This is a genomic window from Pedobacter sp. KBW06 (genome assembly GCF_003852525.1).
GTDB lineage: Bacteria > Bacteroidota > Bacteroidia > Sphingobacteriales > Sphingobacteriaceae > Pedobacter.
Genome location: NZ_QAJL01000004.1, coordinates 243,029 through 265,650, shown reverse-complemented (window position 1 = coordinate 265,650; position 22,622 = coordinate 243,029). Strand labels below are relative to the sequence as shown.

The window sequence follows — 22,622 nt, the reverse complement described above, 5'->3', positions numbered from 1 at the left end:
GTTTTTTTTACCGGCTGATATTTCCGGTTGTTTTGGTCCTGATAAAACTTTTGTACATTTAATTTCCAAAAGGGCGCAATGCCGCAAAAGGGCGGGGGCATCTGCTGAATAGAATAATGATAAGTTATGTGGAGCGACAGGTATAATTATTACAATATACAAAGTGATGAAAGTTACACCGGGAAGGTGCAGACGGAAATTGTGCTTCAGCTCTTTTTGAAGAGCGGAAATTTCCTCCTGAAAGATCATCAGACATTAGTTAATGCGGATCGCTTTCCATGGGTGGAAATTGTATTGGTTGAAACAAAAGATGGAAGTTTTGCTACCTCTGAAAAGAAATTGCCTTATACCAATTTGATTGCGGTTGTCTGTACAAAATCAGCAAATACAGACCAGCAGGTTTACCTAAAGACTTTTCTGGCAATCGCTGAAGAACTGAATTGGAAACTTTATCTCGAGGAGGACGACGAAGGGAACGAGAATATAGAAATTAAATGAAACCGGCTGCTTTTTGTGCGGTTTATTCCGACAGATGATCGGGACATAAAGCAGGCTTCAAATTTTGTTGCCACAAATAGATATGAATACTTATAAATAATAGTAAATTCGCAGAGGATAATGCGTATTATTTGCTGAATCCTAGTTTAAGTAACACATGTTTTTTGTGCGTAACTAATTTATTATTAATATTATATAAAATGAATTTTCCATCAGAACTAAAGTACACTAAAGACCACGAGTGGGTTAAGATTGAAGGTAACGAGGCCTATATCGGTATTACTGATTTCGCACAACGTGAGTTAGGTGATATTGTATACATCGATATTAACACTGTAGGTGATGAAGTAGGCAAGGATGATGTTTTCGGAACAGTAGAAGCTGTTAAAACCGTATCTGATTTGTTTATGCCGGTAACTGCAACCGTATTGGAAACCAACCCGGAATTGAATGACAATCCTGAACTGGTAAACTCTGATCCTTATGGAAAAGGCTGGATGGTTAAAGTAGCGATCTCTGATGCTTCACAAGTGGATGGTTTATTAGATGCTGATGCTTACAAAGCCCTTGTAGGAGCTTAATCAATGAATAAATTTAAAGCGTTAAAATATCAGATCTGGGCCATAGTATGGACGGTGGTTATTTTGATCCTTTGCAATATAGAAATGCCTGTCTCCACTAATGGGACAGGCTTTTTTTTTGAAGGATTTGATAAAATGGTGCATCTTGGGTTTTTCTTTGTCCTGACCATATTACTGTTTTATGGAAGAATCAATTATACCCATAACTATAGTTTTCGTTCGCTGACGATTTTTAAGATCATCCTGATCACTGCTGCTTTGGGCGGTGGCATTGAATTGCTTCAATGGAAAGTGTTTACTTACAGGTCTGCAGAGTGGTGGGACTTTACCTGCGATATGATTGGTGTATTTATGGGCGTTTTCAGCTTTATACTTTTGCATAAATCTCATTATAATGAAAAAGAACATCAGTAGATTATTCCTGCTTTTGCTGGTACTTGCGTCCAGCGGCTGCAGTATTTTTAAGCCGGGCTGTAAATGTCCTCCGGTAAGCTACAACAGCTATCCCCAGCGGTAAAAGTTACCTGTATTCATTATGTTACTTTGTTGTGACTTTTTGATTGCATAAATGATCCTTTAGCTGCGCTGAAAGCTATTTCTGAAGGTAAGGGTGGATTCCGTTTATTTGGAACTATTATAAATTAAGCCTAAATTGCGCCTTGATTAGGGAAGGAGTCAATATTGTCCTTCGAAAATTAAAATAAATTAATAAAGATGAAACTTTCACAATTGAATCCGGGGGAACGAGGCACTATAGTGGCATTTACAGATTTAGAAATGTCTGTTAAACTAATGGAGATGGGCTGTTTGCCTGGAGAAGTTGTAGAAGTGGAACGGTTTGCTCCGCTTGGTGATCCGATTGCCATTCGGGTCTCAGGGTATCAACTTTGTTTACGTAAAAGCGAGGCATCTAGTATTATAATTCAGTAGTAATTTGGCAAAGGATTTGAAAATAGCTCTGGTTGGGAATCCCAATACAGGCAAGTCTACTCTTTTTAATCTGCTTACAGGATTAAATCAAAAAATTGGAAATTTTCCGGGCATTACCGTTGATAAAAAAGTAGGTTACTGCAAGCTTCCTGATGGCAGAAGTGCAGAGATTACCGATTTACCGGGAACCTATAGTTTATACCCGAAAAGCAAGGATGAAAGTATTGTCTTCCAGGTATTGGCCGACAAGAGCAATTCCAGTTATCCGGATATTGTGGTATTGGTGGCTGATGCGACCAATCTCCGAAGAAATTTATTGCTTTATTCGCAGGTTGCCGACCTGCAGGTGCCGGTAGTACTGGCACTCAATATGACCGATCTGGCACAAAAAGAAGGGATCAATGTCAACGTTGATTTGCTTTCGAAAAGACTGGGCATTCAGATTGTTGCGATCTCTGCGAGAAGCAATAAGGGGCTGACCGAGCTAAAACAAGCCATCAGCAATACGACAAAGATTGCGACACAGTTGAAAGGTACTGATGTACTGGCGCTGGCGCCTGAAGCGATTCAGAAAGTGAAAGCCAAGATCGGAACAGAGAACGATTATTTTGCATTGCAGGTCTTGCACCAGCATTATAACCTGGATCACTTTTCTGAAGTAGATCATGCAGGCTTTGATCAGATCAAAAAAGCGACTGGTTTTGAAACTTCTAAATTGCAGACAGAGGAAACCGTTGCGCGTTATCGTGACCTTGGGAAGATCCTCACTGGCGTAATCGAAGATACGGGGGCGGCAAAGAAGTTTGCTTTTAGTGATAAGATCGATTCCATCCTGACCAATAGGTTTTGGGGCCTGATCATTTTTATGGGCTTGTTGTTCTTCCTGTTCAACGCCATTTTCTCCTGGTCGGCTTATCCGATGGAGATGATTGAATTTATCTTTGCCAAACTGCAGGAACTGGGACATGAATATTTACCCGCAGGGCAGCTTAGTGATTTACTGCTGGACGGTGTACTTGCCGGTTTAGGCGGGATTGTGGTTTTCATTCCGCAAATCGCAATTCTCTTTGCATTTATCTCGATTCTGGAAGACACCGGCTATATGGCCAGGGTGACTTTTATGATGGACAGGATCATGAGAAAATTTGGTTTGAGTGGAAAGTCTGTGGTGCCGATGATCGGAAGTCTGGCTTGTGCCGTTCCTTCCATAATGAGTGCCAGAAACATCGAAAACTGGAAAGACCGCATCATTACCATTATGGTGGCTCCTTTGGTGAGTTGTTCTGCAAGGTTGCCTGTATATACTTTGTTGATCAGCCTTGTTGTTCCCGAAAAAATGGTTTGGGGCTTCATTAACCTTCAGGGATTAACCCTGATGGGAATGTACCTGATCAGTATTGTTGCGGCGGTATTGGTGGCTTTTGTCATGAAATTCATCCTGAAAGCAAAAGAGAAATCTTATTTCATTATGGAGATGCCGGTGTACAGAATGCCGAGATGGGGAAATGTGCTTTTCACGATGTATGATAAGTCTAAGACTTTTGTCTTTGAAGCGGGTAAGGTGATCATTGCCATTTCCATTGTACTTTGGGTAATGGCTACTTATGGTCCTTCTGAGCGCTTTGCTGAAATTGATAAAAAATACGCCGCTATAGAGGCTCAAAAAGATAGTGTACAGATTTCTACTCTTGAAAGAGATAAGTCGGCTGAAAGGCTTGAAAATTCGTATGCGGGAATTCTGGGCCATGCCATAGAGCCAGCCATCAGACCTTTAGGTTTTGACTGGAAGATCGGCATTGCACTAATCACTTCATTTGCTGCAAGGGAAGCCTTTGTAGGAACAATGGCCACGATTTACAGTGTGGAAGGCGGAGATGAGAATGTGATGAAAATACGGGATAGTATGAGACTGGCCAAAAATCCGGAAACGGGATTGCCGGTGTTTACTTTTGCCACTGCCTTTTCATTGATGTTGTTTTACGCCTTTGCGATGCAGTGTATGAGTACGGTGGCGGTGGTGTTCCGGGAAACAAAATCCTGGAAGTGGCCAATGATACAACTGGTGTATATGACCGTGATGGCTTACGTGGCCAGTTTAATTGCTTATCAGTTTTTAAAATAATATATTGACTTAATCAAACGCAATGCTGTCATGAATAAAAGAATGGAAAAATTGCTCAATGAGCAGGTTAATTTAGAAATGTATTCGGCCAATGCCTATTGGGCAATGTGTTCCTGGTTTTCGGACAAGGATTTGGATGGATTCGCTAATTATTTTAAAGTTCAGGCGAAAGAAGAGCTTTTTCATGCGGAAAAGCAATTCAACTACATTCATGATGTTGGCGGTAAAGTGACTATAGGCGCAATTCAGCAACCTGAATCTGACTTTGGCTCTGTACTGGAAATTTTTGAAATCACCCTGGCACATGAGAAGGCCGTTACCAAGAGCATTGGAAACCTGATCAAAGCGGCTTTTGAGGAAAGTGATTTTGCTACCCATACCTTTTTGCAATGGTTCGTTACAGAGCAGGTAGAAGAAGAGGCGACGGTATCACAGATCATCAGCAAGCTGAAGATGATCGGGGACAATTCTTCGGCCTTATATCTGCTGAACACTGAATTGGCCCAAAGAACATTTAACGCGGCCACAGGTGGCGCAGCCTAAGCATCGCTTTTAATTAATTTCCTTATCTTGGAAGCGTGAAAAAGGAGGAGATCTTAGCGCAATATATGCCCCCGGGAGCGGCACCGATTATCGCGAAGTGGATAGATTATTTTCAATGTGAGTTTAAAATATCTAAAAACAGAACGACGAAGCTTGGTGACTACCGTCATCCTTATAAAGATTTGGGACATAAAATATCGGTCAACAATGACCTGAATGCCTATGCTTTTTTAGTCACTACGGTACATGAATTTGCTCATCTGCTGACCTGGAATGACCATAAGAATAAAGTAAAGCCTCATGGTGCGGAATGGAAGCACAATTTTAAAAGGATGATGGCGCCCTTTATCGAGCAAAATGTCTTTCCTCAGGATGTTCAGCAGGCAATAGTGAGTTACCTGAATAATCCTTCTGCAGCAAGCTGTACTGACCTGAAACTTTCCCGTGCATTAAAGAAGCACGACCTGCCTAAAGAGGCTTCCAGACTGGAGGAACTGCCTTTAGATGCGGTATTTACCATAAAAGACGGACGTCAGTTCAGAAAAGGAGAAAAGCTGCGGAAAAGATACCGCTGCCTTTGCCTGACCAATGGCAATGTCTATTTGTTTAACCCTTTGGCAGAAGTGACTTTAGCGGCTACAGGTACATAGACTGCTTCTTTATCTTCCACTTTCCATTTAAAATTAAGCTTTTCATTTCTGAAACTTTGTGGATTGCTTTTTAAGCTGTCGATGAATGCATCGGGTTCCTGCACCAGGATACTGGCGGTATAGCCGTTCTGTGCCTTGCTTTTCAGCTGAATGATGTTTTCACCCGGAATGTCAATAAACTGGTCAAACAACATTTCATATTGGTTGCTGCCTGCAATAGCTTCGTCCAGGGTCCTGATATTTTGCTGGTAGTTGTCTTCCTTTACCGTGTTGTCTTTAATTGATTTTAAGGACAGGTAAGGCTTGGCAGGAAGGGCGGAGGCAGAGTTTGCCTTGCGTTGTTCCTTACTGAAGGCAATGTTGTTTCTCAGAAAAATCCGGGTGTCTGTATAGTCGTTATTGATTTTCTTATTTTCCTGAACAAGGATTAAACTGTCGTTTTTGAAATAGTATTTTTTTGTCTGGCTGTTAATGAGCCCATTGTCCCGCTGTTCCACATACAGGATGGCTTTGCCATTCGAACTGTACCTTTCTGCGTACATGGATTGTTCTCCCTGAAGGTAAACGAGGCTGCTTTGTTTTTCCAGGTGGGCGAGGTTTGCATCTATAGAATCTGCTAAAACTGCTATGGTCTTATCGGTCATTGCAGTCGCCGCAGACTGGCTGATCAGGTCTGCCTGGGGATGTTTTGGTTGTTGGTTACAGCCGGATATACCGAGCAGGGCGGAAAAGGAAAATACCAGGTATGCAGTCTTCATAGCGCTTCTTTAAATATTAAAGAGGCGATTATCATGCCAAAGGAATTGCCTTATAGAGAAAGCGGGTATTTGATCGCTTTGATTAGTAAGCCATTAATTTCTGAATGGTTTCTTTTAACCTGCTTTTGGCAAGAAAGCTTTCTTCCAGGACTTTACTCATAGGAATGGCGGTATCCGTGCTCGCACAGCGCATTACAGGTGCATCCAGGTGCTCAAAGCAATGTTCGGCAATCCATGCTGCCAGTTCTGCTCCAAAGCCGTTACTCAGGGTATCTTCGTGTAAGATCAATACCCTTCCTGTTTTCCTGACTGCTGTAGCCACTGCCTCCTTATCCCAGGGTTGTAAGCTGCGCAAATCCAGGAGGTTGATGCTTATTTCCGGATGTTCATCCATATAAGAGAGTGTCCAGTGTACACCCAGTCCGTAAGTAATGATGCTCAGTTGATGACCTTCTTTAATCAGGTTGGCTTTACCAATTTCCAGTGTATATTCCCCTTCAGGAACTTGTCCGCTTAGACTGCGGTAGAGATATTTATGTTCAAAAAATAAGACCGGATTCGGGTCATCAATAGCAGAAAGGAGTAAGCCTTTTGCATCGAAAGGAAAAGCCGGGTATACAATTTTTAAACCAGGAGTTTTTGTGAACCAGGCTTCATTGCTTTGGGAATGGAAAGGGCCTGCACCTGTTCCTGCCCCGGTAGGCATTCTGACTACTACATCCGCCTTTTCTCCCCACCGGTAATGGGTTTTTGCAAGGTTGTTTACGATCTGGTTGAATCCACAGGTTACAAAATCAGCAAACTGCATCTCCACGACTGCCTTATAGCCGTTGATGGAAAGGCCTAGTCCTGCGCCAACGATCGCTGATTCGCAGATTGGGGTATTGCGGACTCTCGCCTTACCAAAAAGGTCTACAAAACCATCAGTGATCTTAAAGGCTCCGCCGTATTCTGCAATATCCTGTCCCATCAAAACCAGATTGCTATGCTTTTGCATGCCAATCTTCAATGCGTCCGTGATGGCATCAATATACCTGATTTCTGTGGATGCTTCATTCGGTTCAATATGCTGGTAAGTGTGTGCTGCATACATGTCGGCCGTTTCGGTGGCGATATCTGCTACCGGCTCTTCTTCGAGAAAAGCAGCTTCTACTTCCTGCTCAATTCCGGTTTTAAAATCCGCTTTAATCTCTGCTATACTTTCCGGAGTCAATACTTTTTGTTCCAGCAGGTATTCTTCAAAGCATTTTACCGGATCTTTTTTTGCCCAGAGGTCAAACAGTTCCTGAGGTACATATTTTGTTCCTGAAGCTTCCTCATGGCCCCTCATCCTAAAGGTAAGGCATTCTACGAGTACAGGTTTAGGATTTTCTCTCATTTTTTCGGCAATGCCGGAGAGGGTATCGTATACCTCCAGGATGTTATTGCCATCTATTTGGATACCTTCGATTCCATATCCTGCGGCCCTGTCTACGAGGTCTTTACATTTAAACTGCTCATTGATGGGGGTGGAGAGTCCATATCCGTTGTTTTCAATTAGAAAAATAACAGGTAAGTTCCACACTGCAGCCACATTAATGGCTTCATGAAAGTCGCCCTCACTTGTGGCCCCTTCTCCGGTGAATACCAGGGTGGCCTGTTTTTTATCGGCAATAAGATCTGCCAGGGCGATCCCACCGGCAAGTGCCATCTGAGGACCCAGATGGGAAATCATTCCAATAATTTTATATTCCTGAGTGCCGAAATGAAAGGAGCGGTCCCGGCCTTTGGTAAAGCCGGAAATCTTACCCTGCCATTGGGCCATCAGCTTTTTCAAAGGAATATCCCGGGCGGTAAATACTCCAAGGTTTCTATGCATTGGAAGGATGTATTCAGTTTCCTTCATCGCTAAAGTACTTCCTATGGCAATGGCTTCCTGTCCGATTCCGGAAAACCATTTGCCAATCCTGCCCTGACGTAATAAGATAAGCATTTTTTCCTCTACCATCCGGGGGTAAAGCAACTGCGTGTATAAATCTAATAAGGTAGCATCATTCTTATCTTTTCTGTCAAACTGCATAGTTATATGTTTTTGTCTGCTTTATTTTTCTCCTGATAGAGTTTGGCAAAAGACTTCGGTGCAACTTCCGGCATGCTGCGGTACTTGCCCCAGGTCTTCTTGAAAAGAAACTTCAAAAAGAAGTTTTTGATCTTTCCGCTTACCATATCCATTCTTGATCTTTTTTGCATTCCTGTATTGAACAGTTTCCAGCCAAGCTCTTCGGATTTGCTGTTCTCATGATCTGCTGCAGCATCTCTTCTGTTCAGCAGGAGCATTTTGTGAATGTCTATTTTTACCGGACATACCTCCGAACATTTGCCACATAAGCTGGAAGCGTAGCTGAGGTGTTTAAAGTCTTTCATCCCCTTTAAATGAGGGGTGATGATGGAACCTATAGGTCCGCTGTAAGTGGTGTTATAAGTATGTCCGCCGATATTTTTGTAGACCGGACAGGCATTCAGACAGGCACCACACCTAATGCAATACAGGCCCTGGCGCTGATCTTTCTCGGCGAGCAGATTGGTTCTTCCGTTATCCAGCAGGATGACATACATCTCTTCAGGACCGTCAGTTTCTTCCGGACGTCTGGGACCACTTAGGATCGTATTGTAAACAGTTAGGTTTTGCCCTGTACCATGACTGGCCAGCAAGGGCCAGAAGAGGTCCAGATCGGCCATGGAAGGGATGACCTTCTCAATTCCGACAATGGCAATATGTATTTTTGGGAAAGTAGTACATAACCTTGCGTTTCCCTCATTTTCTGTCAATGCAATGCTTCCGGTATCTGCGATTAAGAAGTTTCCGCCGGAGATGCCGATATCCGCTTTCAGGTATTTATCTCTAAGCAACTCTCTTGCTTTTTGTGTGAGCTGTTCCGGCGTTGCATCAATGGGTGTTCCAAATTTATCATGAAACAGCTTTGCAATCTCTTCCTTACTCAGGTGCATGGCCGGGGTTACAATATGGTAGGGTGCCTGACCCAGGAGTTGTACGATGTATTCACCAAGGTCGCTTTCCAGAGATTCAATATTGTTCTTTTCCAGGAAATCATTCAGGTGAATTTCCTCGGTGGTCATAGATTTTGATTTGATCACCGTCTTTCCGCCATTTCGCTGGATGATGTTCAGGATTTCTTTTTGGGCCTCCTCCGCATCATTTGCCCAGATCACTTTTCCTCCCCTACGCTGAAAATTGGATTCAAATTCAGGAAGAAACTTATCCAGGTTCTCCATCACACGCCATTTAATCACATGAGCCTTCTTCTTTGAGTTTTCTAAATTCTCAAACCTCGAGGTTCCCCTTTCTACCGCAACATTATACTTGCCAATATTATGATTAATTGTCTTGCGATGCCCTAAATCAAAGGCCTTTTCATCGGCCTTAACCAAAAATTCATCAGATATCTTCATCATCTTCAAATATAAAAATAATTAGGCTTCGGTAATGATCTGCCTGATTTATTTCCCAATCTAATGTTTTTTATTACTTCCGGAATGCATCCGGGAATTGGAAGCTCATTTTTCGGGGTTTCGACGAAAAATATTTGTGTCTGTTGGTCGAATAGTAATGGCAGTTGGTCGACTGTTACATGGGCATGGTCTAATGCGCCAAAAAACGCTGAAACGTTTCCCCTGAGATGGTGTCTTATCTACAAAACAACAATTAAATAATTAAAAACTTAAAATATAAAGTCATGAAAACTTCGATCAAAACCTTATTCGCTTCTGCTTTAACTGCTATCGTTTTAACTTCTTCAGCCTTCACTACTTTCGCTAAAGACACCACACCTGTAAGCGCATCTGCTAACGTAAAGTTCAATAAAGTAGTGGTAACCGGAAATGCTAAAGTAGTACTGGTACAGTCCAATTCAGAAAGCATCACTACGAATGATGAGCTGACTGCAAATACTACCGTTCAACAAAAAGGATATACTTTGTACATTAACTCTACTGCGCAAAGCCCTGCAACGATCTACATCTCTGTAAAAGACCTGCAAAGAATTGATGCTGCCAATACAGCTGAAGTAAAAACCCGTGGTAATTTTGACCTTGCCGTTCTTCAGATCTTTTTAAAAGATGGTGCTAAAGCGAATGTAAATGCAAAAGTAGGAAGCCTTTATACCGACATGAAAGACCAGTCAGATTTGAAATTGAGCGGTTCATCAGCAGAACACAACCTGGTTAGAAATGATGTTGCTAAATTGAACCTGAATGATTTCGTAATTGCCAAACTATAAAAAGCCCGTAACCCAAAGACAAGAAAAGGAGATTCCTTTTACAAGAAACCGCTGATCCGATCTGCGGTTTTTTTGTATATAAAAAAACCTGCGCGAGGCAGGTTTTTCTGATGTTAACTATTTTTAATTCTTTGGTGTTCCGTCATCGTTCTTGTCTACTTTAGGACGGGTGGCACGATTGGCCAGCTCCCATGCCGTATAGTATACCAATCTTGCTCTTTTAGCAAGCATAGGGAAATCTATTTTGCTGACTTCATCTCCGGGTTGATGGTAATCTTCATGAACACCGTTGAAGTAGAAAATTACGGGAATCCCGTGCTTTGCAAAGTTATAATGATCAGAGCGGTAGTAGAACCTGTTTGGATCTGTTCTGTTATTATATCGTTCGTCCAGATTGATATTTACATAATCTTTATTTGCTTTTTTACCGATTTTGTCCAGTTCCGAGCTCAGCATATCTGAACCGATGATATAGACGAAGTTATTGTCGGAGGCATGGTCTTTATCACCTCTGCCAATCATGTCGATGTTCAGGTTGGTGATCGTATTTTCCAATGGGAAAACCGGATTTTCGGAATACCATTCTGAACCCAGCAGTCCTTTCTCTTCACCGGTAACCGTCATAAAGAGGATACTTCTTTTAGGACCTTTACCTGCTTTTTTTGCTTTAGAAAATGCTTCGGCCATCAGGAGTACACCCGTTGTTCCTGAGCCATCATCATCCGCTCCATTATTGATTTTATCTGGCCCTTTTGCTTCCGGCGTAATTCCGATATGGTCATAATGGCCGGTTACGACTAAAACTTCATGTTTAAGTTTAGGGTCAGAACCTTCCAGGAATCCCAATACGTTTTCTGCTCTTACTTTGGTTTCCTGTTTTTTGGCATTTACAGAGACCGGAATTGTGATCTCCTGTGATGCCGGTTTACCGCTTTCTGCGATTTTCTTTTTCAGGTCGGCAATATTTGTTTTTGCAGCAGCAAGAATCTGATTGGCCAGTATGGTTCCTATCATGATTGTTGGAAGTCCTGCCGGAGCTTTCCTTTTTTCCAGTTCTTCTTTAGACTTCATCACCAATTGTGAAGAAAGAAGGTAGGCTTTCAGATTTTCAGGCATGGCGTCAACGGTAGGGTCGATGACCAATATCGCTGCAACTTTTTTTTCTGTTAAATATTTGATTTTTGCAGCGGCTGCGTTTCTTGAATTTGAGGCAGCAGCGCCACTTGGATCTCCGGATTTGAATAGCATCACCACTTTTCCGGCGATGTCTAAGCCTTCAAAGTCATTGTAACCGTCTTTAGTCAGACCATAGCCAACAAATACAATGTTATTGGCATTAAAGGCATAGCCTTCTGCAGATACGGTCTGTGGGGTGATATAAAAATCCTTCAGGGCTTCTGCCGGCTGTCCGTTCACTGTTAAGATCTGGGAAAGCGAGGTAGTGACCATGTCTATCGGCTGAAAATAATCACCATTTACCGGCCCTTTTAAGCCCAGGCTTTTAAAGTAGTTTTTGATGTAATCAGCAGCCATCCATCCGCCCTTTGTTCCCGTTTCCCTGCCTTCGTAGGCATCAGAAGCAAGTACAGACAGGTGTTTGTAGGCATTGTCTTTAGTAATGGTTTTACTGAACCTGACTGCATCCTTATTTTGTGCGGAAGCAGAACAGGCCATTGTAAGCACAAAACTGGCGTACAAGAAATGTTTTTTCATGAGTTAGTAATTTGGTTAGCGGTTGGTTTAGTTGGTATGTCTGGAAATTAGCAGGAAATTTTATCAACCCTACCTTCATGCCTTCCACCTTCGAAAGGGGTATTTAAGAAAGTTGTGGTCATTTCTTTTGCCAGGTCTTCAGAAACAAATCTTGCAGGGATACATAAAATATTAGCATTGTTATGCATTCTCGCGAGGGCAGCGATTTCATTCAGCCAGCAAATGGCCGCACGAATCTGCTGATGTTTGTTTGCAGTAATTGCAACACCATTTGCACTTCCACAAACCAGGATCCCAAAGGTATATTCTTTGCTTTCTACAGCCGATGCTACAGGGTGAGCGAAATCAGGATAATCAACAGACTGATTGGAATGCGTTCCAAAGTCTTTGACCTCATAATCAGTTAGAAAGGATTTTAACAATTCCTTGTATTCGAAACCTGCATGGTCTGCACCAATTGCAATTTTAATTTTTGTTTCTGTTGACATCTTCAAAAATATATAGAATAATAATAAACCTGAGTAACCTTCTTGTTAGTCTTTTTTTATTTTGGCTACGCCATAAAGTTCTTTGTTTTTCTTGCGTTCGATGTTTGCTGAGATGTAAATACTCAATTCATAAAGCAGGAATAAAGGAAGGGCAACAATCAACATGGTATAAGGATCGGCCGTAGGCGTCACGATAGCTGCAACGATCAGGATCAATACTGTGGAATACCTTCTGCTGGCACGCATAAATGCCGGTGTCATGATGCCTAATTTTGATAAGATGTAGATGATTACCGGAAGCTGGAAGATGACTCCTGAGCCCAGGGTTAAGGTCATCACAGACGAAAGGTAAGAATCTATGGTAAAGGTATTCTGAATTTCCGGACTCACGGTAAAGTTGGTCAGGAAGTTGATCGACAGCGGGCAGATCATGTAATATCCGAAAAGGATCCCCAGGAAGAAAAGAAACGATGCGAAAGCAACGAAGCCACTGGCCGACTTTCTTTCATTTTCATGAAGGGCTGGTTTAACAAATAACCAGAGTTCGAACAACAGGTAGGGGATACCTAAAATGATCCCTACCATCACACAGGAATTCAACTGGAGGGTAAATTGTCCTGCCATTTCTGTGTTGATAATCTTTGCGTCAATTTTAGTGATACAGAAGTCGGAGCCTATGGAAGGAAACTTTTCTACCAGTTTACACATCATTCTGTAGGTCCAGAAGTTGGGGTTCTTGGGCCCCATAATAATGGTGTTAAAGATAAAGTCAGTGTAATAGAACGCTCCTGCGGTTAGCACAAGGACCACGGCTAATGCGCGTAAAAGATGTTTTCTTAGGACATCAATGTGGTCAAAGAAAGACATTTCTGCCTCTAAAGTTTTTCCTTTTTCTTTTATAGCACCAATAAGGTCCCTTTTCTTAGTATCACTCATGTACGTTATTTGTAAAACAAAAATACCATTCTATTGTATTCAGAATGGTATTTACGTTTTAAATCTACTAAATAGTTTTTCTATTCTGAAAATTCGAAGGTTTCCATAAACTTCGTGGTAAAATTACCAGCCCTAAAGTTAGGATCTTTCATCAGTTTTAAGTGGAAAGGTATCGTAGTTTTTACACCTTCAATCACAAATTCGCTTAAAGCACGTTCCATTGTACTGATGGCTTCTTCCCGTGTTTGTGCAACACAGATCAGTTTGGCAATCATTGAATCGTAGTTTGAAGGAATTTGATAACCTGCATATACATGTGTATCCACCCTTACCCCATGACCACCCGGAGAGTGGAAGTTGGTAATTTTTCCAGGAGAAGGTCTGAAGTTATTAAATGGATCTTCAGCGTTGATCCTGCATTCGATGGCATGCATGTCCGGTAAATAATTTTTTCCGGAGATCGGAACGCCTGAAGCTACCTTAATTTGTTCCTTGATCAGGTCATAATTGATCACCTCTTCTGTAACCGGGTGTTCTACCTGGATACGGGTATTCATTTCCATGAAATAGAAGTTGCGGTGTTTATCCACAAGGAATTCGATGGTTCCGGCACCTTCATATTGTACCGCAAGGGCACCTTTGATGGCTGCGTCGCCCATTCTTTCTCTAAGCTCTGGTGTCATGAAAGGAGATGGTGCTTCTTCTACCAGCTTTTGATGGCGGCGTTGAATAGAGCAGTCACGTTCCGACAAGTGACAGGCTTTACCATACTGATCTCCGATGATCTGGATTTCAATGTGGCGTGGATCTTCGATATATTTTTCTAGGTAGAGACCATCATTTCCAAAGGCTGCACCTGATTCTTGCCTGGCGCTATCCCATGCATTTTCAAAGTCTTCATCTTTCCAGACTACGCGCATTCCACGGCCACCACCACCGGCAGTAGCTTTCAGAATGATAGGGTAGCCCATTTCATTTGCGATTTTAATACCGTCTTTGAAGTTGTCAAGTAAGCCTTCCGAACCTGGAATGGTTGGAACACCTGCTTTTTTCATCGTTTCTTTTGCGGAAGCTTTATCACCCATTGAGTTGATCTGCTCCGGAGTAGCTCCGATAAATTTAATTCCATAATCACGGCAAACTGAAGAAAACTTAGCGTTTTCAGATAGGAAACCGTAACCTGGGTGTATGGCATCTGCATTGGTTAATTCTGCAGCCGAGATGATATTTGGGATGCTCAGGTAAGAATCCTTACTTGGCGGAGGTCCTATACAAACGGCTTCATCGGCAAAGCGTACGTGTAAACTCTCTCTGTCTGCAGTAGAGTAAACCGCAACGGTTTTGATGCCCATTTCTTTACAGGTGCGGATGATGCGTAAAGCAATCTCGCCCCTGTTGGCAATTAGTATCTTTTTAAACATATATGTCTATTAAGTAACGAGCTGTTGATCTTTAGCGTGAGGTTAAGAATCAACAAGACGGATTACATAGGTTCAACTAAAAATAACGGTTGGTCATATTCTACTGGAGAAGCATTTTCTACAAGAACCTTAACGATTCTTCCGGAAACTTCACTTTCGATTTCATTGAACAATTTCATGGCTTCAATGATACAGATCACTTTACCAACCGCAACTTCATCACCTACATTGGCGAAAGAAGGTTTATCAGGGCTTGATGAACGGTAGAATGTTCCGATCATTGGTGATTTTATAGTGATGTATTTAGAATCGTCTTCAGCAGCAACGCTTGCTTTTGTTTCTGTTGGTGCTACCGGTTGAGGTGCAGCCGCAGCCGGTACTACTGCCGGAGCAATCTGAGCTGGAACGGTTGCATGAACAACTGTAGGTGCCTGATTGGTTTTGATAGTAATTTTGAAGTCTTCCTGCTCAATAGCGACTTCATTTACGCCCGAACGAGAAACAAATTTAATAAGTTCCTGAATTTGTTTGATATCCATTTTTTGGTGTTATTTAGAGAAAACAGTATGTCTTAACAATTACCTAAGTTAAGATTAATTATTTTAATAAAATTTAATAAGCCCATTTTAAGTACACGGAGCCCCAGGTAAAACCGCCTCCAAATGCCGCCAGGATAATGTTATCGCCCTTTTTTAATTGGCTTTCCCATTCCCATAAGCATAGGGGGATTGTACCATTAGTGGTATTTCCGTAACGTTGAATGTTGATCATTACTTTTTCTGTGCCAAGGCCCATTCTGGAAGCAGTAGCATCGATGATCCTTTTATTGGCCTGATGAGGAACCAACCAGGTGACATCATCAGAAGTCAGGTTATTTCTTTCCATGATCTCCGCAGCCACATCCGCCATATTGGTTACAGCAAATTTAAATACCGCCTGACCTTCCTGATGCACGACGTGCTCATTGTTGTCTACGGTTTCATGGCTTGCAGGTCTGGCAGAGCCTCCTGCTTTCTGATGAAGGAATTGCCGGCCGGCGCCATCGCTTTTCAGGATGGAGTCCTGGATGCCCATTCCTTCTTCATTAGGCTCTAAAAGAACAGCGCCGCAGCCATCACCAAAAATGATGCAGGTGGTGCGGTCGTTGTAATTGATGATAGACGACATTTTATCGCCACCAACAACCAATACTTTTTTATGTTTACCCGATTCGATGAACTGTGCTGCGGTAGAAAGTCCATAAATGAACCCCGAGCATGCTGCCTGTAAGTCGTATCCCCAGGCATTTTTGGCGCCAATCTTATCAGCTAAGATATTTGCTGATGCAGGAAAAGGCATATCGGGTGTGGTGGTACAGAAGATGATCAATTCGATCTCTTCGGCAGAAATTCCACGTTTTTTAAGCAATCCGTTCACAGCCTCAACAGCCATGTGTGAAGTACCTAATCCTTCACCCTTTAATATTCTCCGCTCTTTGATACCGGTTCTGGAAGTAATCCATTCATCCGTAGTGTCTACAATGGATTCAAGCTCTTTATTAGTCAGTACGTAATCTGGTACGTAACCATTAACAGCCGTAATCGCAGCGTGAATTTTATTCATTTTCAATTTTCCTTATTTAAATGCAGCTTGAATTTTGCCTACCAAGCCAGTAGTAATCATGTCCCTGGATTGCAGGATCATGTTTTTGACTGCCGTCGGGCTTGAAATGCCATGACCTATGATCACAGGAGCATTGACACCCAGAACCGGGCTTCCGCCATAGTTCTCGTAATTAAAGCGGTCAAAGAACTCGTCTTTTAATCCTCTTTTCAGGGTCAGCACGTAAAATGATTCTGCCAGTTTCAGCATTACATTTCCTGTAAATCCATCGCATACAATGACGTCGGCTTTATCGTTGAATAAGTCCCTTCCTTCTACATTTCCCACGAAGTTAAAGAGATTGGTATCCTTCATTAAAGGGAAGGTTGCGAGGCTCAGCATATCGCCTTTCTCGTCTTCTTCACCAATATTCATCAGGGCCACTTTAGGATTGACAATTTGCATTACATATTCCGCATACAAACTTCCCAATATACCGAACTGAAGCAAGGTATCAGGCTTGCAATCGGCATTTGCGCCAACATCAAGCATGAGGCCTACGCCACCGCTAAGTTTAGGAAGAAAGGTTGTGAGACATGGCCTGATGATTCCGGGGATAGTTTTTACGCTAAATACGGCACCAACAAGCATCGCACCAGAGTTACCGGCGCTGGCAAAAGAATCGAGTTTCCCTTCTTTAAGTAAGGAAAAGCCAACAGCAATACTGGAATTTGGCTTTTGAACAATAGCCTTAGTGGGATGTTCGCCCATACCAATCACTTCTTCGGTATGAACATATTCAAAGTGATCCGGATTGAATCCGTTTTCAGTGAGAAGGGGCTTAATCTGCTGCGTATCTCCAATCAGCACTATGTGCTCTCCGGGAGATAACAATTGATGGGCAGCTATTGCTCCTAAAACGTTCGCTTTAGGAGCATAGTCTCCGCCCATTATATCGAGACCTATTTTCATAGTAAAAAATCAGTTTGTGTTAGAAGGCACAATTGCCTTTGTTTCCAGTCGCTAAAGGTAAACTTAAACCGACTTAAAACACAAACTATTTTTCAAGAAAATTAACCTATTGAAGTGTTTTCAATAACCAATTTACCGTTGTAGTATAGGTTACCATCAACGTTATATGCATGGTGAGGTACGTGAATTGCACCAGTGGTTTGACAAGTAGCCAAAGAAGGAGCTACTGCTTTATAGTGAGTTCTTCTTTTATCTCTTCTACTTTTAGAAATCTTGCGTTTTGGATGTGCCATTGCTGATTTGTTTAATTATTATTTTAATTTTTTTAATGCTGCCCAACGCGGGTCATCATCGTTGTTTTCTTCTTCTTCCTGTGTTCCGGCCGACAAACGTTCCAGTCTCTCGATCATTTCCTGATCGCATTTCTGGCCATCGCCGTCCTGCTCACAGATCTTAATATAAGGTACTGAAACATTGATGAGTTCGTAAATCGGAAGAGCTACATCGAGCTCACTTTCTTTTTTACTCAGGATAATGATTTCTAAATCATCACTTTCCAGTTCATCTTCAGCAAACTTTACGATCTGCCTTTCCTGTACTTCTATTGGTGCATTAAATTCTGATAAACATTTATCACAATCCAATACGATTGTTCCTTTGATGTGGAACTGCAAAATTAACATTGTTTCCTGTTTATCCAGTTCAATGTCAACTTTTAAAGTTCCCTTTTTTACTAAAGAGTATTCAAAGGCGTCAAAAAAGCTGTTATCAACGTCAAAGTCAAACTGATGCTTGCCAATTTTTAAGCCGGTAAAGGGGATTGAAAATTGTTTTAGTGGTTTCAATTGTAACAAAATTTTAGCCCGCAAATGTAGGAATTATTTTATAGAATTAAAATGTTTTTTAATTCTAATTTGCATCATCTTTTGTATCTGCTGCAGTTTCTATAATTTTTCCGCCACTTCTGAGCTGGTTTTTCAATAATTCTTCCTGTTCTTTTCTGTTCCTCACGATGTGAGTTGCTGCAAATAAGGCTTCTATAAACGAAGTCGGATCTGCGAGGTTCTTTCCGGCAATGTCGTATCCTGTGCCATGATCTGGTGAGGTACGGACGATTTTAAGGCCTGCTGAGTAGTTCACTCCGGTGCCAAAAGCGATGGTCTTGAAAGGGATTAAACCCTGGTCATGGTACATCGCTAAAACTGCATCAAATTGTTTGTAACCACCTTTTCCAAAAAATCCATCTGCAGGGTAAGGACCAAAGCAAATTACACCTTTATCGAAGGCTTGCTGGATCGCCGGCATAATGATTTCTGCCTCTTCTTTGCCTAGCAATCCGTTGTCGCCGGCGTGTGGATTTAATCCAAGCACTGCAATTTTCGGTTTTTCGACCCAGAAATCCTTTTTTAAGCTTTCGTTCATCAGTACCAGTTTCTTCACGATGGCATCTGTGGTGATGCTTTTGGAAACGTCAGTGATCGGAATATGGCCTGTAACCACACCAACCCGGATGTCTTCGCTTAAAAGGAACATCAGTACGTCATTACTTCCGCTGCGTTCCATCAGGTATTCTGTATGTCCCGGGAATTTAAAGGTTTCTGACTGGATGTTATGTTTGTTGATTGGGGCGGTGACCAATGCATCAATATTGCCTTTTATTAAGTCTTCTGTCGCTTTCTCCAAAGAAATCAGGGCGTATTTCCCACCAATTTCGTTGGCAACGCCAAGGTCTATCTTTACATCTTCCTCCCAGCAGTTGATGATATTTGCTTTTTTAGGATTGGCAAGTTGCGCTTCTGTAATTACATTGAAGTTGAAGTCGCTCAGGCCTAAAGCCTTGCGGTGGTATGAAGCAACCTTGGTATGTCCGTAAACGATGGGAGTACAGTAATCAAGAATTCTGTTTTCTGATAATGTTTTAAGGATGACCTCTAAACCAATACCATTGACATCACCTATGCTTATTCCAATTTTTATTTTATTGCTCATGCTTCATGAAAAAATTTAGCGCAAATTACAGAATTCATTTTAAAATGGCCGGATTTTTCCTGTCGAAGGCCAGTCTATAGCACTGGATTTACCATTGACCCCGTTATTTTTTTATTTGTGATTGATGAAAAGCATTAAATCCCGTTTCGGTCTGGAAGTCAACATTCCATGCAGGAGATCTTATGGCATTTGTCATTAAAAATGAAAAGCCCCTTTTTAAAGTCTTTGGGAGGCTTTCAACCGAATGTTAGTCCAATACTCGCAAAACTTTGCTTATTTTGCAGCTTTTAGGAGGAGTATATATGAGTTTGGTTAGGGCAAAGAAACATTTAGGACAACATTTTTTAACCGATAAGAAGATTGCGGCAAAAATTGTAAACGGCCTGGTACATACCGATCAGTACAGACAAGTGCTTGAAGTAGGTCCCGGAATGGGAATTCTTTCAGATATTTTATTGGAACGGGAAGATCTAGAGACTTTTCTGATTGACATTGATGTAGAGTCTTATCATTTTCTTCAGGAAAAATATCCTCAGTTGGGAAGCCGGCTGATCAATGGTGATTTTTTAGCTTTAGACCTCTCTTCGATATTTAAAGAAAAATATGCGATCATCGGGAACTTCCCATATAATATCTCTTCCCAGATTCTTTTCAAGATTCTGGAAAACAGAGGGCAGGTGGTAGAGATGGTTGGTATGTTTCAGAAGGAGGTTGCAGAACGTTGTGCTTCTACGTCTGGAACCAAGGATTATGGAATTTTGAGTGTGCTGATTCAGGCATACTATGATATAGAGTATTTATTTACCGTGAAACCGGGGACCTTTAACCCACCGCCAAAGGTCAACTCTGGTGTGATCAGGTTGAGCCGTAATCAGGTGGAAAGTCTGCCATGTGATGAAAAGCTATTTTGGAGAACGGTGAAAGCCGGATTCAATCAAAGGAGAAAGACTTTGAGAAATGCGCTTTCCGGGGTCGTTCCCAAAGATAAAATGGACGACCATATTTTCTTTGATAAACGCGCAGAACAGTTAAGTGTAGAACAGTTTATTGAACTGACACAACACTTATCCCATCTTTCACTATAATAACTTTCATTTTAACTGCAATGAGCAAAGGGAAAATTTTAATTGTTGATGAACTACATCCTGTTTTTAAGGAGCGGGCTATTGCTTTAGGCTATGAAGTGGACGATGAGCCGCTTTTTACCAGAGCTCAGACTTTAGCTGCGATTTCTGCTTATCAGGGGATTGCAGTAAGGACAAAGTTCAGAATTGATCAGGAATTGATGGCCGCCGCGCCTTCACTCAAATTTATAGCAAGAGCCGGAGCGGGTTTGGATAATATTGATGAAGCTTATGCCTTAAGTCGTAACATCACTTTACTAAACGCGCCTGAGGGCAATATGGATGCCGTAGGTGAACACGCTATCGGTTTGCTGTTGTCTTTAATGAATAACTTTCGAAACGCAGACCAGGAAGTGCGCAATGGCATTTGGGACAGAGAAGGAAACCGTGGTTATGAGTTAAAAGGAAAGACGGTTGGCATTATTGGCTATGGCTTTATGGGGCAGAGTTTTGCAAGAAAGCTTTCCGGCTTTGAGGTGAATGTAATCGCATATGATAAGTATAAAACAGGCTTTACTGACGCTTATGCGAAAGAAGTGAGCATGGAGGAGATCGTAAGGCAGAGTGATGTGTTAAGTTTACATATTCCGTTGACCGGAGAAACCCGTCAGATGCTCAATGAAGAGTACCTGTTTCATTTCCGCAAGCCTTTCTTTTTTATCAATACAGCAAGGGGAGAGATTGTGAATACAGCAGCAGTCCTGGCCGCCATTAAATCCGGCAAAATTCTGGCTGCGGGACTGGATGTTCTGGAGGTAGAGAAATTTCCTGCACTGGCAGATCAGTCCTGGTTTTCTGGCCTTAAAGATACCGGAAAAGTGATTTTAACCCCGCATGTGGGAGGCTGGACCTTTGAATCTTACCGTAAAATATCAGAAGTTTTGGCAGAGAAGCTTTCTTCTGTCATTTAAACATACATTTTACTTAAACTCCCGAAATTCAAATTAAATAATTTGTTTTTGTGGTTGTACCCCATTATCTTCGTTTTTATTGAAGCAAGACTATGTAGGTTTAAAAGCCGATGTAGTCTTGTTTGTTTTTATAGTAATACATAAAATAAATTGAGCTATGACAGAGGTTACCTATTATACCCAAGATGGTTTAGACAGACTAAAGGAAGAATTACATCATATGAAGACTACCGGAAGACAACAGATCTCTAAGGCAATTGCCGAAGCCAGAGATAAAGGTGATCTTTCTGAGAACGCGGAATATGATGCAGCAAAGGAGGCGCAGGGTTTGCATGAAGCTAAAATAGCAAAACTGGCAACAACACTCTCTACAGCCAGATTAATTGATGAGTCTAAGCTTGATACCTCTAAGGTATTGGCATTATCTATAGTAAAGATCAAAAACGTTAAAAACGGAGCTACCATGTCTTATCAATTGGTAGCGGAGAGTGAGGCCGACCTTAAAACCGGTAAAATCTCCGTAAAGTCGCCGATTGCCCAGGGCTTATTGGGTAAATCTGTAGGTGATAAAACTGAGATCCAGGTTCCTGCAGGAAAGATTGAATTCGAAATATTAGAGATCACCCGATAATCCTTTAACATTTTATCCAATGGCAAGCATATTTTCAAAAATAGTAGATGGTGAAATCCCTGCACATGTTGTAGCGGAAACCACAGAGTTCCTGGCTTTCTTAGATGTAAATCCTCTTACTATGGGCCATGTCCTCGTGATTCCTAAAAAGGAGATTGATTACATTTTTGACATGGATGAAGAAAGCTATTTCGGACTGACCTTGTTTGCTAAAATTGTAGCTACGGGTCTGAAGGAAGCCTTTCCCTGTAAAAAAGTAGGTGTTGCGGTGATTGGCCTGGAAGTGCCTCATGTGCATATTCACCTCATTCCTATGAATTCCGTGAACGATATGAACTTTAGTAAAGAAAAGCTACAACCTTCCTCTGAAGAACTGGCGGAAGCTGCGATAAAGATCAAAGCAGCACTGAGTGAAAGTACTTCTTAAAGGCTGAACATATTCGTCTGTATCGTATAAAAAGCGGGTATCCAGTGGATACCCGCTTTTTTATTGCTAA

At 41.8% G+C, this 22,622-nt stretch carries 25 protein-coding genes; 12 read left to right on the top strand and 13 right to left on the bottom strand.

From position 1 onward, the window contains the following. Positions 1–126: 126 nt before the first annotated feature. The 7 genes from DBR43_RS23460 (at position 127) to DBR43_RS23430 (ending at position 5,324) form a co-directional block, all read left to right on the top strand. On the top strand, positions 127–498 hold the full coding sequence (locus DBR43_RS23460) for a hypothetical protein (RefSeq protein ID WP_124585414.1): 372 nt from the start codon (positions 127–129) through the stop codon (positions 496–498). A 200-nt stretch (positions 499–698) separates the two neighbouring features. Beyond that, the gene (gcvH, locus tag DBR43_RS23455; protein ID WP_074608450.1) at positions 699–1,079 is read left to right on the top strand and encodes a glycine cleavage system protein GcvH; all 381 of its coding nucleotides are present in this window, start codon (positions 699–701) and stop codon (positions 1,077–1,079) included. A gap of 3 nt (positions 1,080–1,082) precedes the next feature. Further along, positions 1,083–1,493, top strand: coding sequence for a VanZ family protein (locus DBR43_RS23450; protein ID WP_124585412.1), 411 nt, complete (start codon positions 1,083–1,085; stop codon positions 1,491–1,493). A gap of 300 nt (positions 1,494–1,793) precedes the next feature. Beyond that, the gene (locus DBR43_RS23445) at positions 1,794–2,009 is read left to right on the top strand and encodes a ferrous iron transport protein A (protein WP_073238326.1); all 216 of its coding nucleotides are present in this window, start codon (positions 1,794–1,796) and stop codon (positions 2,007–2,009) included. A gap of 16 nt (positions 2,010–2,025) precedes the next feature. Then, positions 2,026–4,131 carry a ferrous iron transport protein B gene (feoB, locus tag DBR43_RS23440; RefSeq protein WP_233603174.1) on the top strand — a complete coding sequence of 702 codons (2,106 nt, stop codon included), beginning with the start codon at positions 2,026–2,028 and terminating at the stop codon, positions 4,129–4,131. Positions 4,132–4,161: 30 nt separating this feature from the next. After that, positions 4,162–4,674: a ferritin gene (locus tag DBR43_RS23435; RefSeq protein WP_124585408.1), complete on the top strand. Its 513-nt coding sequence runs from the start codon at positions 4,162–4,164 to the stop codon at positions 4,672–4,674. Between the two features lie 35 nt (positions 4,675–4,709). After that, positions 4,710–5,324: a SprT-like domain-containing protein gene (locus DBR43_RS23430; protein WP_233603173.1), complete on the top strand. Its 615-nt coding sequence runs from the start codon at positions 4,710–4,712 to the stop codon at positions 5,322–5,324. On the opposite strand, the gene DBR43_RS23425 is transcribed toward DBR43_RS23430, so the two are convergent. From DBR43_RS23425 to DBR43_RS23415, 3 genes are all read right to left on the bottom strand, one after another. Continuing rightward, positions 5,273–6,082 (bottom strand): hypothetical protein, encoded by an 810-nt coding sequence (locus DBR43_RS23425; protein ID WP_124585406.1) that lies wholly within the window; start codon positions 6,080–6,082, stop codon positions 5,273–5,275. The two genes, DBR43_RS23430 and DBR43_RS23425, sit on opposite strands and share 52 nt — an antisense overlap. Before the next feature lie 82 nt (positions 6,083–6,164). Further along, positions 6,165–8,141 carry a thiamine pyrophosphate-dependent enzyme gene (locus DBR43_RS23420; protein WP_124585404.1) on the bottom strand — a complete coding sequence of 659 codons (1,977 nt, stop codon included), beginning with the start codon at positions 8,139–8,141 and terminating at the stop codon, positions 6,165–6,167. 2 nt (positions 8,142–8,143) lie between these two features. Next, positions 8,144–9,535, bottom strand: a complete 1,392-nt coding sequence (locus DBR43_RS23415; protein ID WP_124585402.1) for a LutB/LldF family L-lactate oxidation iron-sulfur protein — start codon at positions 9,533–9,535, stop codon at positions 8,144–8,146. Between the two features lie 281 nt (positions 9,536–9,816). On the opposite strand from DBR43_RS23415, the gene DBR43_RS23410 reads away from it, so the two are divergent. Beyond that, entirely contained in the window at positions 9,817–10,359 is a 543-nt protein-coding gene (locus tag DBR43_RS23410) for a GIN domain-containing protein (RefSeq protein WP_124585400.1), read from the top strand. Between the two features lie 123 nt (positions 10,360–10,482). Here the strand turns inward: DBR43_RS23410 and DBR43_RS23405 are convergent, their stop codons facing one another. The 10 genes from DBR43_RS23405 to pdxA all read right to left on the bottom strand — a co-directional run bounded on the left by DBR43_RS23405 (position 10,483) and on the right by pdxA (position 19,459). Continuing rightward, positions 10,483–12,072 carry a M28 family peptidase gene (locus DBR43_RS23405; protein ID WP_124585398.1) on the bottom strand — a complete coding sequence of 530 codons (1,590 nt, stop codon included), beginning with the start codon at positions 12,070–12,072 and terminating at the stop codon, positions 10,483–10,485. 47 nt (positions 12,073–12,119) lie between these two features. Next, a complete protein-coding gene (gene rpiB / locus DBR43_RS23400; protein WP_124585396.1) occupies positions 12,120–12,560 on the bottom strand; it encodes a ribose 5-phosphate isomerase B in 441 nt (146 codons plus the stop codon). A 45-nt stretch (positions 12,561–12,605) separates the two neighbouring features. After that, positions 12,606–13,496, bottom strand: a complete 891-nt coding sequence (gene tatC / locus DBR43_RS23395) for a twin-arginine translocase subunit TatC (RefSeq protein WP_124585394.1) — start codon at positions 13,494–13,496, stop codon at positions 12,606–12,608. Positions 13,497–13,576: 80 nt separating this feature from the next. Beyond that, entirely contained in the window at positions 13,577–14,917 is a 1,341-nt protein-coding gene (accC, locus tag DBR43_RS23390; RefSeq protein WP_124585392.1) for an acetyl-CoA carboxylase biotin carboxylase subunit, read from the bottom strand. A 62-nt stretch (positions 14,918–14,979) separates the two neighbouring features. After that, complete coding sequence (gene accB / locus DBR43_RS23385; RefSeq protein ID WP_124585390.1) at positions 14,980–15,456, bottom strand: acetyl-CoA carboxylase biotin carboxyl carrier protein; 477 nt, start codon at positions 15,454–15,456, stop codon at positions 14,980–14,982. Positions 15,457–15,529: 73 nt separating this feature from the next. Continuing rightward, positions 15,530–16,519 (bottom strand): beta-ketoacyl-ACP synthase III, encoded by a 990-nt coding sequence (locus DBR43_RS23380; RefSeq protein WP_124585388.1) that lies wholly within the window; start codon positions 16,517–16,519, stop codon positions 15,530–15,532. 12 nt (positions 16,520–16,531) lie between these two features. Next, positions 16,532–17,470 carry a phosphate acyltransferase PlsX gene (plsX, locus tag DBR43_RS23375; RefSeq protein WP_124585387.1) on the bottom strand — a complete coding sequence of 313 codons (939 nt, stop codon included), beginning with the start codon at positions 17,468–17,470 and terminating at the stop codon, positions 16,532–16,534. Between the two features lie 101 nt (positions 17,471–17,571). Next, entirely contained in the window at positions 17,572–17,763 is a 192-nt protein-coding gene (rpmF, locus tag DBR43_RS23370; protein WP_073238280.1) for a 50S ribosomal protein L32, read from the bottom strand. Positions 17,764–17,781: 18 nt separating this feature from the next. Then, positions 17,782–18,315, bottom strand: a complete 534-nt coding sequence (locus tag DBR43_RS23365) for a YceD family protein (RefSeq protein ID WP_124585385.1) — start codon at positions 18,313–18,315, stop codon at positions 17,782–17,784. Positions 18,316–18,379: 64 nt separating this feature from the next. Further along, positions 18,380–19,459, bottom strand: a complete 1,080-nt coding sequence (pdxA, locus tag DBR43_RS23360; RefSeq protein ID WP_124585383.1) for a 4-hydroxythreonine-4-phosphate dehydrogenase PdxA — start codon at positions 19,457–19,459, stop codon at positions 18,380–18,382. Positions 19,460–19,761: 302 nt separating this feature from the next. Between pdxA and rsmA the strand changes: the two genes are divergently transcribed. The 4 genes from rsmA to DBR43_RS23340 all read left to right on the top strand — a co-directional run bounded on the left by rsmA (position 19,762) and on the right by DBR43_RS23340 (position 22,552). After that, entirely contained in the window at positions 19,762–20,544 is a 783-nt protein-coding gene (gene rsmA / locus DBR43_RS23355; protein ID WP_124585382.1) for a 16S rRNA (adenine(1518)-N(6)/adenine(1519)-N(6))-dimethyltransferase RsmA, read from the top strand. Positions 20,545–20,564: 20 nt separating this feature from the next. After that, positions 20,565–21,494: a 2-hydroxyacid dehydrogenase gene (locus DBR43_RS23350; RefSeq protein WP_124585380.1), complete on the top strand. Its 930-nt coding sequence runs from the start codon at positions 20,565–20,567 to the stop codon at positions 21,492–21,494. Between the two features lie 157 nt (positions 21,495–21,651). After that, positions 21,652–22,125 (top strand): transcription elongation factor GreA, encoded by a 474-nt coding sequence (greA, locus tag DBR43_RS23345; RefSeq protein WP_124585378.1) that lies wholly within the window; start codon positions 21,652–21,654, stop codon positions 22,123–22,125. 19 nt (positions 22,126–22,144) lie between these two features. Beyond that, a complete protein-coding gene (locus DBR43_RS23340; protein ID WP_124585376.1) occupies positions 22,145–22,552 on the top strand; it encodes an HIT family protein in 408 nt (135 codons plus the stop codon). The last annotated feature ends 70 nt before the right edge of the window (positions 22,553–22,622 follow it).